Below are 14916 nucleotides of genomic sequence, written 5' to 3' on the forward strand. Positions count from 1 at the left end.
GTCAGTCCACGTACTTCGCGGGCGGCGGCGACGGCACCGGGCCGTACTTGGCGAACCAGGTGCTGTAGATGGTGGTCCAGGTGCCGTTGGCCCGGATGCGGTCCAGGACGCCGTTGACGAAGCGGACCAGGTCGGGCGTTTCCAGCGGCATCGCGACACCGGACGGCTCGTCGCTGATCCGGGCGCCGACGACCTCGGTGCCAGGGTCCTGCGCGGCGAGGCCGAGCAGCAGCACGTCCACGGTGGACACCGCGTCGACCTGCCCCTGCTGCAGCATGACCAGGCAGTCGAGGGTGCTGTCGGTGGCGACGGCGACCGGCTTCGACGGCTGCTTCATGATCGTGACGATGCTGGTGCTGCCCCGCGTCGCGCACACCTTGCGGCCGCCGAGGTCGGCGAAGTCCTTGATGCCGGAGCCGCGGTTGACCAGCAGCCGCTGCCCGGACGTCAGGTACTCGGTGGAGAACGCGACCTGCTGCATCCGCTCGCAGGTGGCGGTCATCGTGCGGATGACCATGTCGACCTCGCGCCGCTGCAGGACCGGGATCCGGTCGGCGGTGGTGATCGCCCGCCACTGGATCGCGTCGGGGTCGCCGAGCAGCGCGCGGGCGATCTCCCGGGCGATGTCGATCTCGAAGCCGACGACCTGGCCGGTGACCGGGTCGCGGTAGCTGGTGAGGTACGCGTTCTGGTCGATGCCGACGATCAGCCGGCCCCGCGCGGCGATCGTCGCCATGGCCGAGCCGGCCGGCATCTTCCCGGGCGCGGGCAGTGTCGCCGGCGGCCGGAGGCTGGCCCGCGGGTCGCACGCCGGCGGCGGCGTGGCCGGCGGCGACGGCGGCACGGCCGGGTCCTGCACGTTCAGCGGCCGGGGCACCGCCGCGGCGGCCGAGCTGTCGGCCTGCGGCGCCGCCGGGGTCTGCCCGCAGCCGGCGAGGACGAGCACGGCGGCGGCCGCCACGGCGAGCTTCTTCATCGGTACTCCGCGATCCGCTGGTTCAGGCCGAACGCGGCGGCCGCCGCGACGGCGAGGGCGAGCAGCGCGACGGCCACGTCGGCGCCGCCGAGCGCGTCCCCGGCGCCGGCCGCCTCCCGGTCGAAGTGCCGCCCGCTGCCGGCGATCCCCTCGGCGAGGGCCGCGTCGAGCCGGCCGGCCGCGGCGGCCGCGCTGGCGTCGCCGGAGGTAGCCAGGGTGACCGCCTCGGCGTGCCGGCTGCCGTCGTCGAGCGAGCGGACCTGCCGGTGGATGGCCAGCCAGTCGGCGGCGTGCCGCTGCGCGGCCTCCACCGCGGACCGGGCCGCCGCGTCGGGCGCCTGGTCACGCGCCCGCTGCAGAAGGCCGTCCTGCCCGGCCAGCCGCTCCATCATGGCGGTGAAGTCTTGCTCGAACGCCTTGCCGTCGCCGCGGGCGATCAGCGTCAGCCCCTCGTCGGCGCGGGCCTGCAGCGCCGTGATCCTCGCCTCGGCGAGCAACCCGACCTGCTCGGACCCGGCGTCGCGGCCCTCGCTGATGTGGCCGGCCGCGCCCGCGGAGGCGACCGCGAGCCAGCCGCACGCGACGAGGGCGGCGACCGTGGCGAGGACCATGCCGCGGTTGAGCCGCCGGTTGGTCAGGCGCGTCACGTACAGCTGGGTCAGCAGCAGCACGCCCAGCAGCGCCAACCCGAGCAGGGTCACCGTCCACGGCCACCGGGCGACGGCCCGCTGCGCGTCGCCGAGGCGCGCGGCCTCGGCCCGGAACAGGTCCTGGGCGGCCGGCAGGATCGTCTGCCGCATCAGCGCCGACGCCTCCCGCAGGTAGGCGCCGCCGAGCGGGATGCCCTGCCGGTTGTACGTGCGAGCCGACTCGACCAGGCCGGTGTAGACCGGGATCTGCCGGACCAGGACGCCGAGCGCCGCCGCGCTGCGCCCCTCGGCGTTGTGCAGCGCGGCCGTCAGCGCCGACGACGCCCTGGCGATGTCGTCGAGGTACCGCTTGCGCAGCTCCGCCGGCTCGACGCCGTTGGCGAGGAACGCGCTGGCGGCGGTCGCGTCGGCGTCTGACAGCGACCGGTAGATGTCCTGCGCCTGCAGGCTGAGCGGCCCGCTGCGGTCGGTCACGTCGCTGACCAGACCCACCCCGGCCCGCATGGTGAGCACCCCGGCCAGCCCGAACGCGACGGCGAGCACGACCACGGCGGCGGTCAGCGTGGTGAGCCGGCCCGGGCTCGTGGCGGCCCGGCGGATGAGTCGACGCCGCGCGGTTGCCAACACACATCTCCCCGTCTCGATGATGCCCACGAACATATCGGGCGGCGTCAACCATCCGACAGGTGCCCGACGCAACTCCCGGCTTCGTGCCAAAGACCTGCGCCCGGCCGAACCGGCAATGTGAAACCTGCGTTCTGTATCCCATGTCTGTTCGCCATTTCCTCACGGTCGTCGCGGCGGTCTCCGCCGTCGCGGTGGCCGGATGCACACCTACATCGCAGTCCACCCCGTCCGCCGGCGCCTCCGGCGCCGCTGCCTCCTCCGACGAGTCGCAGGAGGCCTCCCCGGAGCCGTCGGTCGACCCGTCCCAGGCCGAGGCCGCGGACCCCGCCGCCGCGCCGGCCCGCAAGGCCCTCGACACGCACGGCGGCGACGTCCGGGCCACGCCGGAGGACCGGTTCGCGTTCTACGGCAGCCGCGTCGACGGCGCCGGCGGCGGCTCCCACGTCCGGTTCACCCGCACCTACCGCGGGCTGCGCGTCTACGGCGGCGACATCGTCGTGCACACCGGCCCCGGCGGCACGTACAAGGGCGCCTCCAACAGCCTCGTCAAGCCGCTGCAGGTCGACGTCACGCCGAAGATCTCCGCCACCGACGCCCTGGCCGCGGCGAAGGCACACTTCACCGGCAAGGTCGCCGGCGCCGGCGCGCCCCGCCTGCTGGTCGACGCGTCGACCGGCACCGGCCGGCTGACCTGGGAGAGCGTCGTCGAGGGCGTCGCCAAGGACGGGCAGACCCCGTCGCGGCTGCACGTGCTCACCGACGCCCACACCGGCGGGGTCGTCCGCTCCTGGGACGAGGTCGAGACGATCGCCGGCACCGGCAACAGCCTGTACAGCGGCAAGGTCAGCATCGACACCCAGCGGTTCGGCACCACGTTCCGGCTCACCGACACCACGCGCGGCCGCGGCACCGTCTGCGACATGGCGCACCAGGAGGACGAGAACGGCAGCTGCAAGCTCTTCACCGACGCCGACAACACCTGGGGCACCGGCACGAACGACGACCCGGCCTCGGCCGCCGTCGACGCCGCCTACGGCGCCGCGACCACCTACGACTACTTCAAGACCGTCCACGGCCGCCGCGGCATCAACAACAACGGCCGCGGGGTGCCGTCGCGGGTGCACTTCGGCGACGAGTACGTCAACGCGTTCTGGGACAAGGGCCGGATGACCTACGGCGACGGCCGCGGCAACGCTCATCCGCTGGTCCAGCTGGACATCGCCGGGCACGAGATGAGCCACGGCATCACCGAGAAGAGCGTCTCCGGCGACCTCACCTACACCGGCGAATCCGGCGGGCTCAACGAGGCGACCAGCGACATCTTCGGCAACATGGTCGAGTTCTACGCCGCCAACCCCGCCGACCCCGGCGACTACCTGATCGGCGAGAAGATCGACATCTTCGGCAACGGCACGCCGCTGCGCTACATGTTCGACCCGGCGCTGGACGGCAGGTCGCACAGCTGCTGGTCCGCCGAGACCCCGAACGTCGACCCGCACCTGTCCTCGGGCGTGGGCAACCACTTCTACTTCAACCTCGCCGAGGGCACCGGCAAGACCGCCTTCGGCACGTCGCCGATCTGCGGCAACGCGGGCGCCGTCACCGGCATCGGCCGGGCCAAGGCGGAGAAGATCTGGTACCGGGCGCTGGACGTGTACTTCATCTCCAACACCAGCTACGTCAGCACCGAGAACCCCGGCAACACCGCCCGCGCCTACACCCTCCAGGCCGCCGCCGACCTGTACGGCAGCTGCGGCGCGGAGTACAAGGCGGTGCAGCTGGCGTGGACGGCGGTCAACGTGGCCGGCACCGACGCCGCCTGCGCATAGGATCACCTTCTGGTCGCTACACGTCGGAGGTCGGTCTGATGGGTCCACTCGTTCAGGTTGAGGATGTCGGGGACGGCGTCCTGCTGCTCGACGCGCGGTGGACCCCGCAGCCGCCTCCGGCGCTGGAGCGCTACCGGGCCGCGCACCTGCCGGGCGCCCGGTTCGTCGACCTCGACACCGACCTCGCCGCACCGCCCGGCTCCGGCGGCCGGCACCCGCTGCCGACCGCCGCGGCGTTCCAGGCGGCGATGCGGCGGCTCGGCGTGGACTCCGGCGCCTCCGTGGTCGTCTACGACGACCGGGACGCGTCGGTGGCGGCCCGGCTGTGGTGGATGCTGCGGCACTGGGGCCACGACGACGTCCGGGTCCTCGACGGCGGCATCGCCGCGTGGATCCGGGCCGGCCGACCGACCGGGTCCGGCGACCCCGTGCCGGTCCCGCCCGGCGACTTCACCGCCGGCGACGCCCGCGACGACCTGCTGACCGTCGACGAGGTGCCGGACTTCCTCAAGGGCGGCGTCCTGCTCGACGCGCGGCTCGGGCCCCGGTTCCGCGGCGAGGTCGAGCCGCTCGACCGGGTCGCCGGCCACATCCCGGGCGCGGTCTCGGCGCCGACGTTCGACAACAGCGACCCCGACGGGCTGTTCCTGCCGCCGGCACAACTGCGGGACCGGTTCGTGGCGCTGGGCGTCACCGGCGACCGGCCGGTCGCGGCCTACTGCGGCTCCGGGGTGACCGCCGCCCACGAGGTCCTCGCCCTCGAACTGGCCGGGTTCACGCCGCGCCTGTACGCGGGATCGTGGAGTGAATGGATCGCCGACCCCGACCGTCCGGTGGCCACCGGCCCGTGACCGGGGGACATCGCGCCGGCCGGACCTGACGGACAATGCCCGCGTGACCGCTGACATCACGCTCAACGCCGGCGAGCGGATCCTGTGGACCGGTGAACCGCAGCACCACCCGCTGTTCGACCGGTCCGACCTGTTCCTCGTGCCGATGTCGCTGTTCTTCCTGGGCTTCGCCGTGTTCTGGGAGCGGACCGCGATGCGGGGCGGGGCGCCGGGGTTCTTCGTGCTCTGGGGCATCCCGTTCATCCTGTACGGGCTGTATCTCGTCGCCGGTCGCCTGGTGGTGCGGGCGCTGCGGCTGCGCTCCACCACGTACACGGTGACGGACCGCCGCGTCGTCGAGGTGTCGCGGCGGCCGTTCACGCGCCGCACGGAGGCGTATCTGAGCACCCTCGCCCCGCCGGTCGTGCGGGACCGCCCCCGCGGCGGCACGGGCAGCATCGCGTTCGGCGAGTTCCCGGGCCTCACGGACGCATTCAACGAGGCCGGCGTCAACGTCAACCGCCGTCGCCGCCGTCCGCGCCCGATCGTCCTGTGGCACGTCTCCCAGCCCGAGTACGTCCGCGGCGTGATCGCCCAGGCGCAGCGATGACGGGCGCGCGGATCGACGCGGTGGCGGCGACGCTGGACGAGGCGCTGATCGGGCTGCGGCGGGACATCCACCGGTGGCCGGAGCTGGCGGGTGAGGAGCGGCGGACGGCCGGGCTGGTGGCCGAGCGGCTGCGCGCCGCCGGCCTGGACGTGCGGACCGGGGTCGGCGGGCACGGCGTCGTCGCCGTGGTCGAAGGCGCACGGGAGGGGCGGACGCTGCTGTACCGGGCGGACATGGACGCCGTGGCGGTCGAGCAGGGCACTGCCGGCGCGCACATCTGCGGGCACGACGTGCACACCGTGGTCGGGGTCGGCGTGGCCGAGGTCCTGGCCGGGCTGCGGGACCGGTTCGCGGGGCGGGTCGTGGTGGTGTTCCAGCCGGCGGAGGAGACCCTGGAGGGCGCCAGAGCGATGCTCGACGACGGGGTCCTGGAGCCGCACCTGCCGGAGGAGGCGTACGCGCTGCACTGCGGGCCCCTGCCGGTCGGCGTGTTCGCCGCCATGCCCGGCGCCGGGCTTTCCGGGCTCGACGTGTGCCACCTGGAGCTGCCCGGCGCCGACGCGGGACGCGCGCTGCTGGACCGGATCGCCGCGATGTCGACGGTACGGCGCCCCGAGTCCGACGCGGATTTCGTCGAGCTGCTGGCCGCGCTGCAGACCCCGGACGGGCCGCTGGCCCGGTTCGTCCTGACCGGGTCGCAGCTGGCGGCGGACGCGGACCCGGTCACCGCCGACGTCTGGGTGCGGGCCTGGCCCGAGGAGCGCCACCCCGAGCTGCGCGACGACCTGCGGCGGCTGGCCACGGAGGCGGGCGCGCGGATCACGTTCCCCGAGCCGCCGTTCCCCGCCATGGTCTGCTCGCCCGAGCTGACCGAGGCGGCGGCGGCGCACCTGCGCGAGCAGCCGGGCGTCGACGCGGTCATGACGATGCACGCCGCGTGGCCGTTCAGCGGGGAGGACTTCGCGCTATTCCTGCACCGGATGCCCGGCACGATGTTCTACCTCGGCGTCGGCGAGCAGGGCGTGCCGCACGCGCTCGACTTCACCGCGGACGAGCGCGCCATCGGCGTCGGCGTCCGGGCGATGACGGCGCTCCTGCTGCACCGCCTCGCGTCCTGACCCCGCATGATCCGGAAGACTTCTTGTCGTTCTGGCGACCAGAAGTCTTCCGGATCACGGAAGCTCGCGCGGGGCATCCTCCGGGCGGGTCGCCCTGGCGATCAGCAGGACGGCGGTGGCGGCGAAGAGGGCGCTGGCCAGGCGTTCCGGGGTGCCGAGCAGCATGCCGGTGAGCGGCTGGACCGGGTTCGTCAGGTCGAACGCCCGCTCCACGACCCAGCCGGTGGCCACCGCCGCGGCCGACGCGGCCAGGGTCACCGACACCGCCGGGGAGCGGGCCAGCACGGCGATCGGCACGGCGATGAGCGCCAGCGCGAGCAGCTGCGCCGCCTCCAGGCCGAGGTTGAAGCTGAGCAGCGGCAGGATGAGGTCGGTGCCGGTCAGGGCGAGGCGCTGCAACGTACCGGCGAACCCCAGACCATGGACGAGCCCGAAGGCGGCGGTCAGGGCCAGCTCGGTGCGCGCCGACAGGGCCGGGCGCACCGCGTGGGCGGCGGCCACGACGATGGTGAGCGCGATGCCCGCGTCCACGACCCGGGTGGGCAGCGACACCCAGCCGAGCGAGGCGAGCGCGAGGCTCACGGAGTGCCCGGCGGTGAACATGGCGGTGATCCCGGCCATGAGCGTGACCCTGGCCCACAGCCGGGCGCGGCGCAGCGAGCGGCGGGCGGCCGCGAGGGCGATCACGCACAGGAACAGCAGATGGTCGGCGCCCTGCCGGAAGTGTTCGAAGCCGGCGTGCAGCATCGACGCCGCCGGCACGGACGCCGGTGGCGGGGCGGGCACGGCGAGCCGCACGACCGGGGTCTGGTGGGTGAGCAGCGAGGTCCGCCCGTCGGCGGTGACGAGGACCTTGTGCGAGTAGACGACGTCCGTCACCACGTCCCACCGCAGCTCGGCGGAGCGGGCCCGGGTGGCGGCGGCGGGCAGCGCGGCGGTGAGCCGGACCCGGGCGGTGTTGAGGCCGCGCTGCCGGTCCGCGGCGACGTCGTCGACGGTGACCGGCCAGGTGGCGCCGTCCGCGGCGGTGAGCCGGACCCGGTCGCGGACCACGGTGGCCAGCCAGTTCGCGGATGCCCGCACGGCCGGGGCCGGGTCGGAGTCGAGCCGGGTGTGGTAGGCCAGGTCGATCCGCGACAGCGGGATCTGCGCCGTGATCTCCAGGTCGGTGTCGCCCGAGGACCCGACGGAGAGCAGCGTCGTGCCGGGGTCGTGCGCGTGCGCGGACGCCGGCAGGAACGCCTGGAGGACGAGGATGACGGCCGCGAGCGCGGCGGCCTGCAGGAGGCGGCGGATCATCCGGCACCCGTGCCGTAGTCGAGCTGCTTGTCGCGGTACAGGGCGTGCTGATGCAGCCCGCCCGCGGGCGTGCTTGCCCACTCCAGCCACAGCCGCGGGCCGTCGATGCGGAAGTACGCGTTCTCGCTCCTCGGGTCGGCCGTGCCGGCGTAGCCGATCGTGGTCTGGTCCAGCTGCGTCGCGTACAGGTCGAGCAGCGGCTGCGCCAGCTCGGCGGCGGCATCCCCGACCAGGCCCTTGATGACGGCCCGCACCATGGCCTGCTGTCCGGCGTCGAGTCTCGGGTACGGCAGGCCCGCCCGCACCGGATAGCCGGTGTCGGCGCCGGGTCCCATGACGACGTCGTCGTAGGTGCCGGGCAGCCTGGCACCGGCCTGCTGCTCGATCGTGAGCGACTTGAACAGCGCGAACACGTCCGGGCTCGGCTCCCGCGACGGCGATCGGCGCGCCGACGGCTTGTCCGCCCTGCCGCTGGCGGTGGTGGCCGCCGGCGGCGCGCTGCTGAAGTACGGCGAGACGCTGACCGTGCCGCCGCCCGTCGTCACGTGCACCGCGAGGTGCGGGCCGCCGAACTGCAGCGTCCACCGCTGCGTCCCGGACGGCTGGCCGAACAGCGCGATGTGGAAGCCGTCGCGCCCTCCGTCCTCGGCGTCCATCAGCCGCAGCACCTTGGCGTAGCCGCCGGCGGACAGGACGCCGCGCAGCGCGGCGAGCGCGGCCGCCTGCTGCGCGTCGCCGAGGTCACCGAGCCGCAGGCCGGTGCGCCCGGTGAACTCGCCGTCGGGCCGGCTGGACCAGCTGCACCGCTTCGCGTCCAGGACGTCGTCGTGCAGGGCCTGGGTCCGCTGCGACTCGGTGAGCGTCCCCAGGAACGCCTGCACCTCGGCCACGGCCGGGGTGGCCGCCGCGCCTGACGGGGCCGCCGACGGCGTGACCGCCGACGGGACGCACACCTGCGACCCGCCGGCGCTCGCCGGCAGGCCGCCCGCGGTGTCCGTGTCGTCCGCCCCGCCGCACGCCGCCGCGGTCAGCAGCAGCAGCGCGCAGGCGAGCAGGGTCCAGCGTCTCTGCACAGCGACGAGTATGCCCGTTTTGTCCGGACACGCCGGTGATGTGGCGGCCGTGTCCACCCGACCGGGTCAGGCGGGGTACAGGGTGAGCCTCGGGTCGCGGGCGATCTCGACGGCCTGCTCGCCGGTCAGGGGCGGGTTGCCGGTCAGCGACGGCTCGTTGCTGACGGACACCTCGACGGTGCTGCCGTCGCCGCGTTCCTGCCGCGCCACGTTGCGGATCATGCCGGGCCGCTCGTCGCGGTGGGTCTCCGTCGTGTACGACGGAACCCCGTCCTCCGGGATGCACGCGTACGCCGTGTACGGCGGCAGCAGGTCCGGCTTGACGGTGATCGTGCGGGCAGGGTGGCACGAGGTGGTCACCGACGCCGCGTACTGCCGCACCATGGTGATCCGCAGCGCGCCCGTCACGCCGCCGGCGGTCACGTCGGCGGTCACCACGTACGCGTAGGTCTCCTCGAGCGAGTCGGCGGCGGCCGGCACCACCCGCCGCTCCACGGTGGGGCGCCCGACGACCCGCGCCCCCGGGACGACCTGCGCCACCACCACCGGGACCGTCCCGGCGAGCCGCTCGACGGCGGACTCGAGGGGCTCGACCGGTTTCAGCCCGAGCAGGCCGCTCGCCGTCTGCTCCGGCGCGGTCGGAAACGTGTTCGGCGGGGCGCCGGTCAGGGCCGGTGGCGCCGCCCCCGGCAGGATCAGCGCGGCGGCGAACGCGGCGAGGGCCACCCCGCCGCCGGCGGTCGCGAGGCGGCGGTGCCGGACCCGGCGCCGGGAGCGGCGCACGAGCGTGTCGAGGGTGTCGCGGGCCGGGGGCTCGTCGCTGAGGACGGTGTCGAACAGCTGCTGGTGGCTCATCATGCCTGCCTGACGGTCGGGACCGGGGTCGGGGTCGGTGGCGCGGCGAGGGCGCGCAGGGTCTCCAGGCCGCGGGCGGTCTGGCTCTTCACGGTGCCGACGGAGACGCCGAGGATCTCGGCGGTCTCCTCGACGGAGAGGTCGCAGTAGAAGCGCAGCACCAGCACGGCCCGCCGCCGCGGGCCGAGCTGCGCCAGGTAGGTGTCGAGGGTCAGCCGCTCGACGGTCGCGTCGGCGTGCCGTGGCGGGTCGGGTGCCGGAAGGTCGTCGCCGGGCACCTCGCGCCGCCACGGGCGGCGGTGCTCGTCGACGACGGCGCGGGCGAGCATGCCGCCGACGTAGGCGTCGAGGCTGTGGATCGAGTCCCGGCGGTGCCACTGCCGGAACAGCTTGTCCAGCACCGTCGCCACGAGGTCGTCCGCGAGGTGCCAGTCGCGGCACAGCAGGAACGCGGTCCGGCGCCAGGTGGCCATCCGTGGCCCCGCGTAGTCGCGGAACTCTGCTTCGTCCGACGTCTTCACCCCTGTGGGACGGGCGGCGCGGCGTTCCGGGTTGCCGCGTTGGTGCGACTTCGTAAACCCGGCCCCGCGGCGGCCGATCAATTGGGTGGGAGAGGGGGTGTCCGTGCTGGTCCGGGCGTACGCGTGCGTGGTTGTGACGCTCAGTGCGGCGTACTACCTCACGCCCGACTCGCCGCTGCGGGCGGTGCTGTGGACGGTGATCTCGGCGTCGTCGGCGGTCGCGGTGGCGGCCGGTGTGGCCCGGCACCGCCCGGCGCGGCCGCTGCCATGGGTGCTCGCGGCCGCCGGGCTGGCGCTGTACGCCGTCGGGGCGGCGCTGTTCTACTGGCCGCAGCTGGTCGAGCACCGGCAGCCGGCCGGGCCGTCGCTCGCCGACATGTGCTACCTGGCGCTGTACCCGATGCTCGCCGCGGCCCTGGTGATCCTGGTCCGGCGGCGCAGCCCTGGCGGTGACCGCGCCGCGCTGCTCGACGCGGCGATCGTCACCGTCGGCATGTCGCTGCTGACCTGGGTGTTCCTGATCGGCCCGTATCTCGACGACGCCATCGGCGGCACGATGCTGGAGCGGGCCACGCAGGTGGCGTACCCGCTCGGCGACGGGCTGGTGCTGGCGGTCCTGGCCCGGCTCGGCAGCGGCCGGACCGCCCGCGGGGCGCCGTTCTGGCTGCTGCTCGGCAGCATCCTCACGCTGCTGAGCTTCGACGCGATCTTCGCGTGGCAGTCGCTGCGGGACCAGTTCCACGCCGGCAGCTGGGTCGACGCCGGCTGGATCGTGTTCTACCTCGGGATCGGCTGCGCCGCCCTGCACCCGGACATGCGCCGGCTCGACGAGCCCGTGGCGCCGGGGCCGGCCCGGCTGACCAGCGGCCGCTTCGCGGTGCTGCTCGCGGTCGCCGCCCTGCTCATCCCGGCCGTGATCACGGTCGAGTCGGCGGCGGTGGCGGAGCTGGCGGTGTTCCTGGCCGCGTCGTGCGTGCTCTTCGTGCTGATCCTGATCCGCATGGCGGACCTGATGGCGGCGCTGCGCGACGTCCAGCGGCAGCGCGCCGAGGACCGGTTCCAGCGGCTCACCGAGCAGGTCACCGACGTGCTGTCGATCTGCGGCCGGGACGCGACCATCCAGTACGTGACGCCGTCGGTGCGCTCACTGCTGGATCACCATCCTGAAGCGCTGCTCGGCACGTCGCTGACCGACCTCGTCCACCCTGACGACCGGCAGCGGGTCCTGGTCCTGCTCGGCAACGACGGCGACGAGAACGGCCGGGTCGGGCCCATCGAGTGCCGGCTGCAGCGCGCCAGCGGGCAGTACATCGTGACCGAGACCGTGGGCCGGGTCGTCGACGACGCCGACGTCAGCGGCTACCTGCTGACCACCCGCGACATCACCGAACGCAAGGCCCTGGAGGAGCAGCTCACCCACCGGGCGTTCCACGACGAGCTGACCGGCCTGGCCAACCGTGCCCTGCTCGCCGACCGGGTGCACCACGCGCTGGAGCGGCGCGGGACCCCGTACCAGCACATCGCCGTCCTCGTCGTGGACCTCGACGACTTCAAGACCGTCAACGACTCCCTGGGCCGCTCGGCCGGTGACGCCCTGCTGCGGTCCGTCGGCGACCGGCTGCGCACGTGCCTGCGCTCCGCCGACACCGCCGCCCGCCTCGGCGGCGACGAGTTCGCGATGCTGCTGGAGCACCTCGACGACGCCGCCGAGGCCGCCCGGGTCGCCGAACGGATCCTCGCCACGCTGCGCCAGCCGCTGTCGATCGGCGGCCGGGAGATCCAGCCGCAGGCGAGCGTCGGCATCGCGCTGCCCGACCCCGACCGGCTCCCCGACGCCGACGAGCTGCTGCGCAACGCCGACGTGGCGATGCACATGGCGAAACGGCAGGGGCGCAACCGGTTCGCCTACTTCGCCCCGAGCATGCACGCGGGCCTGCTGGAGAAGCTCGACCTCGCCGACGACCTGCGCGGCGCCGTCGAGCGGCACGAGCTGCAGGTGTACTACCAGCCGTTCGTCGACCTGTCCGACGGTGCGATCGTGGGCGCCGAGGCGCTCGTACGCTGGCCGCATCCGCGACACGGGTTCATCCCGCCGGACCGGTTCATCCCCCTCGCCGAGGAGAGCGGGCTGATCCTGCCGCTCGGTTACACGGTCCTGGAGGCCGCCTGCCGCCAGGCGGCCGCGTGGCCCGGGCTGAAGATCAGCGTCAACCTGTCGCCGCGGCAGGTCCAGGATCCCGCGGTCGTCCTGTACGTGCAGCAGACGCTCGCCCGGTCGGGGCTGGCGCCGCACCTGCTCACGCTGGAGATCACGGAGTCGCTGCTGCAGGAGGACGCGGAGGTCGCCCAGCACCGCCTCGGCGAGCTGAAGGCCCTCGGCGTGCAGCTGGCCGTCGACGACTTCGGCACCGGCTACTCGTCGCTGTCCCGCCTGCACGACTTCCCGATCGACGTCCTGAAGATCCCGAAGCCGTTCGTGGACGGGGTCGCGGCCGGCGCCGAGCAGTCCGCGCTGGCGCGGGCGATCCTCGACCTGGCCGCCGCGCTGGGGCTCGGCGTGGTCGCCGAGGGCATCGAGCACGCCGAACAGGCCGCGGAGCTGCACCGCCTGGGCTGCGAGGTCGGTCAGGGCTTCCACTTCTCCAAGGCCGTGCCGGCCGCGGAGCTCGACGCGCTGCTGCCTATGCGGCTGGGAGCAGCAGGCAGGTGACGAGCTCCGCCATCCAGTCGGCGACCTGCTTGTCGTCCCAGCGCAGATGGTGCGCGACCAGCCAGCCGGACTGATGGTTGAGCACCGTCCACAGCAGCGTGCCGCCGTGCTCGACGCTCAGCCCGTCGCGCAGCGGACCGAGCGCGGCGACGGACTCCACGAGCCGGCGCATGTCGGTGAGGCGCTGTTCCTCCAGCTCCTCCCACGTCTCGTTGATCGCCGGGTCGGCGCCGGCGGCCTGGACGAAGGCCCGGCTGATCGGGGTCAGCGTCTGCGCCCGGTCCGCGACGGTGCGGGCGAACGCCTGGATCAGCTCCCGCTGGTCGTCGACGGCGAGCGCGGCGCGCACCTCGTCCCGGTCGTACAGGGCGATCGGCCGGTCGTCGCCGGCCACCGCCTCCTCGTGGGCGCGGCGCAGCAGCTGCGCCTTGGAGCCGGCCTTGTAGACCGACTCGACGGCGACGCCGGCCTCGTCGGCGATCGCCTGCATCGTGGTGCCGGCGTAGCCACGCTCGGCGAACAGCCGCCCGGCGGCGCGCACGATCGCGGCCCGGGTCGCCTCGGCCTGCGCCTGGCGCCGCGGTGAGCGGTACGCCCGGCTCTGTGTCGTGTCCACGATATTGACTCCATACCTGCTGGCTCGAATACAGTGTGGCTGTACCGAATATAACCGAGGAGCGAACACGATGACAGACCAGTCCGGATACCTGTTGATGCACGCCGCGATCCGGGTCGAGCTCGACCGGCTCGCCACATTCGCGCAAGACTTCGCCGCCGGCCGGCGACGGCCCGGCCCACGCCAGCTCACCGCGCTGCGCGCCCACATCGGCGACGTGATCGACATGATCCACCACCACCACGTCGGCGAGGACCGGTTCCTGTGGCCGATGCTGCGCGAGGCGGTCGGACCGTCCGCGGAGCTGGACGCGCTCAGCGACGACCACGGCGAGCTGGACCCCCTGATGGACACCATCCGGGCCGCCCTGCAGGAGGGCCCGGGCGGCGCCGCCGACCTCGCCGACGCCGCGGTGCGGCTGCGGGACCTGATGACCCCGCACCTCGCCGAGGAGGAGGCGGTCGTCGTGCCGATCGTCGCCGAGCGCATCAGCCCGAAGCGGCACGCGGCCATGGAGAAGGCCATGCGCAAGGCGCTGCCGATCAGGATGGGCTTCGCCGTGCCGTGGGTGATGACCGCGGACGCCGAGCTGGCCCGGCCCGTGCTGCGCAGCGCCCCACTGCGGATGATCCTGCGGCTCACCCGCGGCCGGTACACCCGCCGCCTCCAGGACGCGTACGGCGACCTCGCGCCGGCGAACCCCGACATCGCGCTGACGGCCCGCGCGGAGGTCGTCATCCCGGTCGGCCCCGAGGCCGTGTACGCCGCGATCTCCGACGTCACGCGCATGGGCCGCTGGAGCCCGGAGTGCTACCGCAGCGAGTGGGACGACGCCGCGACCGGCCCCGCGATCGGCGCCCGCTTCAGCGGGTCGAGCCGCCACGGCATCGCCCGCTGGACCCGCGAGTGCGTGGTGACCACCGCGAAGCCCGGCGAGGAGTTCGCGTTCCGCACCCTGTGGCGCGCCCCCTTCTTCGACAGCACCACCTGGCGCTTCCAGCTCTCCCCCGTGCCCGGCGGCACCCGGCTCATGCAGACGATGGCGCTCAGCGCGGGCCGCGGCATGCTCCTCTACGAGCGGGTCACGGGCCGGGACCGCTCGATGCCGAAGGCCATGGCCACGACGCTGGACCGCATCCGCGCCGACCTGTCCACCCACTCCCCCGCCGGCGTTTGACGCCCGTACCGCGCACCGGCGGCCC

Annotated in this window: 13 protein-coding genes; 6 read left to right on the plus strand and 7 right to left on the minus strand. The window is 74.1% G+C overall.

Annotated features, from left to right (window positions below; all coding sequences use genetic code 11):
- Position 1 precedes the first annotated feature (1 nt).
- A complete protein-coding gene (locus ABZ321_RS27210; RefSeq protein WP_354896172.1) occupies positions 2-976 on the minus strand; it encodes a glutamate ABC transporter substrate-binding protein in 975 nt (324 codons plus the stop codon).
- The gene (locus ABZ321_RS27215; protein ID WP_354896174.1) at positions 973-2250 is read right to left on the minus strand and encodes a hypothetical protein; all 1278 of its coding nucleotides are present in this window, start codon (positions 2248-2250) and stop codon (positions 973-975) included. The genes ABZ321_RS27210 and ABZ321_RS27215 overlap by 4 nt, the downstream gene beginning before the upstream one ends.
- A 143-nt stretch (positions 2251-2393) precedes the next feature.
- Between ABZ321_RS27215 and ABZ321_RS27220 the strand changes: the two genes are divergently transcribed.
- The 4 genes from ABZ321_RS27220 to ABZ321_RS27235 are packed head-to-tail and all read left to right on the plus strand — an operon-like array spanning position 2394 to position 6640.
- Complete coding sequence (locus ABZ321_RS27220) at positions 2394-4082, plus strand: M4 family metallopeptidase (protein WP_354896177.1); 1689 nt, start codon at positions 2394-2396, stop codon at positions 4080-4082.
- 38 nt (positions 4083-4120) lie between these two features.
- Positions 4121-4933 carry a sulfurtransferase gene (locus tag ABZ321_RS27225; RefSeq protein WP_354896179.1) on the plus strand — a complete coding sequence of 271 codons (813 nt, stop codon included), beginning with the start codon at positions 4121-4123 and terminating at the stop codon, positions 4931-4933.
- Between the two features lie 43 nt (positions 4934-4976).
- Positions 4977-5522, plus strand: a complete 546-nt coding sequence (locus ABZ321_RS27230; RefSeq protein WP_354896182.1) for a hypothetical protein — start codon at positions 4977-4979, stop codon at positions 5520-5522.
- On the plus strand, positions 5519-6640 hold the full coding sequence (locus tag ABZ321_RS27235) for a M20/M25/M40 family metallo-hydrolase (RefSeq protein WP_354896184.1): 1122 nt from the start codon (positions 5519-5521) through the stop codon (positions 6638-6640). The genes ABZ321_RS27230 and ABZ321_RS27235 overlap by 4 nt, the downstream gene beginning before the upstream one ends.
- A 54-nt stretch (positions 6641-6694) precedes the next feature.
- Here ABZ321_RS27235 and ABZ321_RS27240 read toward each other — a convergent pair whose 3' ends face one another.
- From ABZ321_RS27240 to ABZ321_RS27255, 4 genes are all read right to left on the minus strand, one after another.
- Positions 6695-7939 carry a HupE/UreJ family protein gene (locus tag ABZ321_RS27240; RefSeq protein ID WP_354896187.1) on the minus strand — a complete coding sequence of 415 codons (1245 nt, stop codon included), beginning with the start codon at positions 7937-7939 and terminating at the stop codon, positions 6695-6697.
- On the minus strand, positions 7936-9012 hold the full coding sequence (locus tag ABZ321_RS27245) for a DUF3500 domain-containing protein (RefSeq protein ID WP_354896190.1): 1077 nt from the start codon (positions 9010-9012) through the stop codon (positions 7936-7938). The genes ABZ321_RS27240 and ABZ321_RS27245 overlap by 4 nt, the downstream gene beginning before the upstream one ends.
- Positions 9013-9078: 66 nt before the next feature.
- Positions 9079-9867: a hypothetical protein gene (locus tag ABZ321_RS27250; protein ID WP_354896193.1), complete on the minus strand. Its 789-nt coding sequence runs from the start codon at positions 9865-9867 to the stop codon at positions 9079-9081.
- Positions 9867-10388 (minus strand): SigE family RNA polymerase sigma factor, encoded by a 522-nt coding sequence (locus tag ABZ321_RS27255; protein WP_344499528.1) that lies wholly within the window; start codon positions 10386-10388, stop codon positions 9867-9869. The genes ABZ321_RS27250 and ABZ321_RS27255 overlap by 1 nt, the downstream gene beginning before the upstream one ends.
- A 97-nt stretch (positions 10389-10485) precedes the next feature.
- Here ABZ321_RS27255 and ABZ321_RS27260 point away from each other — a divergent pair, with 97 nt between their 5' ends.
- Positions 10486-13098, plus strand: a complete 2613-nt coding sequence (locus ABZ321_RS27260; RefSeq protein ID WP_354896196.1) for an EAL domain-containing protein — start codon at positions 10486-10488, stop codon at positions 13096-13098.
- On the opposite strand, the gene ABZ321_RS27265 is transcribed toward ABZ321_RS27260, so the two are convergent.
- Positions 13070-13714: a helix-turn-helix domain-containing protein gene (locus ABZ321_RS27265; protein WP_344499526.1), complete on the minus strand. Its 645-nt coding sequence runs from the start codon at positions 13712-13714 to the stop codon at positions 13070-13072. The two genes, ABZ321_RS27260 and ABZ321_RS27265, sit on opposite strands and share 29 nt — an antisense overlap.
- 70 nt (positions 13715-13784) lie before the next feature.
- Between ABZ321_RS27265 and ABZ321_RS27270 the strand changes: the two genes are divergently transcribed.
- Complete coding sequence (locus ABZ321_RS27270) at positions 13785-14891, plus strand: hemerythrin domain-containing protein (protein ID WP_354896200.1); 1107 nt, start codon at positions 13785-13787, stop codon at positions 14889-14891.
- The last annotated feature ends 25 nt before the right edge of the window (positions 14892-14916 follow it).

This window comes from Dactylosporangium sp. NPDC006015, assembly GCF_040614215.1.
GTDB classification, from domain to species: domain Bacteria; phylum Actinomycetota; class Actinomycetes; order Mycobacteriales; family Micromonosporaceae; genus Dactylosporangium; species Dactylosporangium maewongense.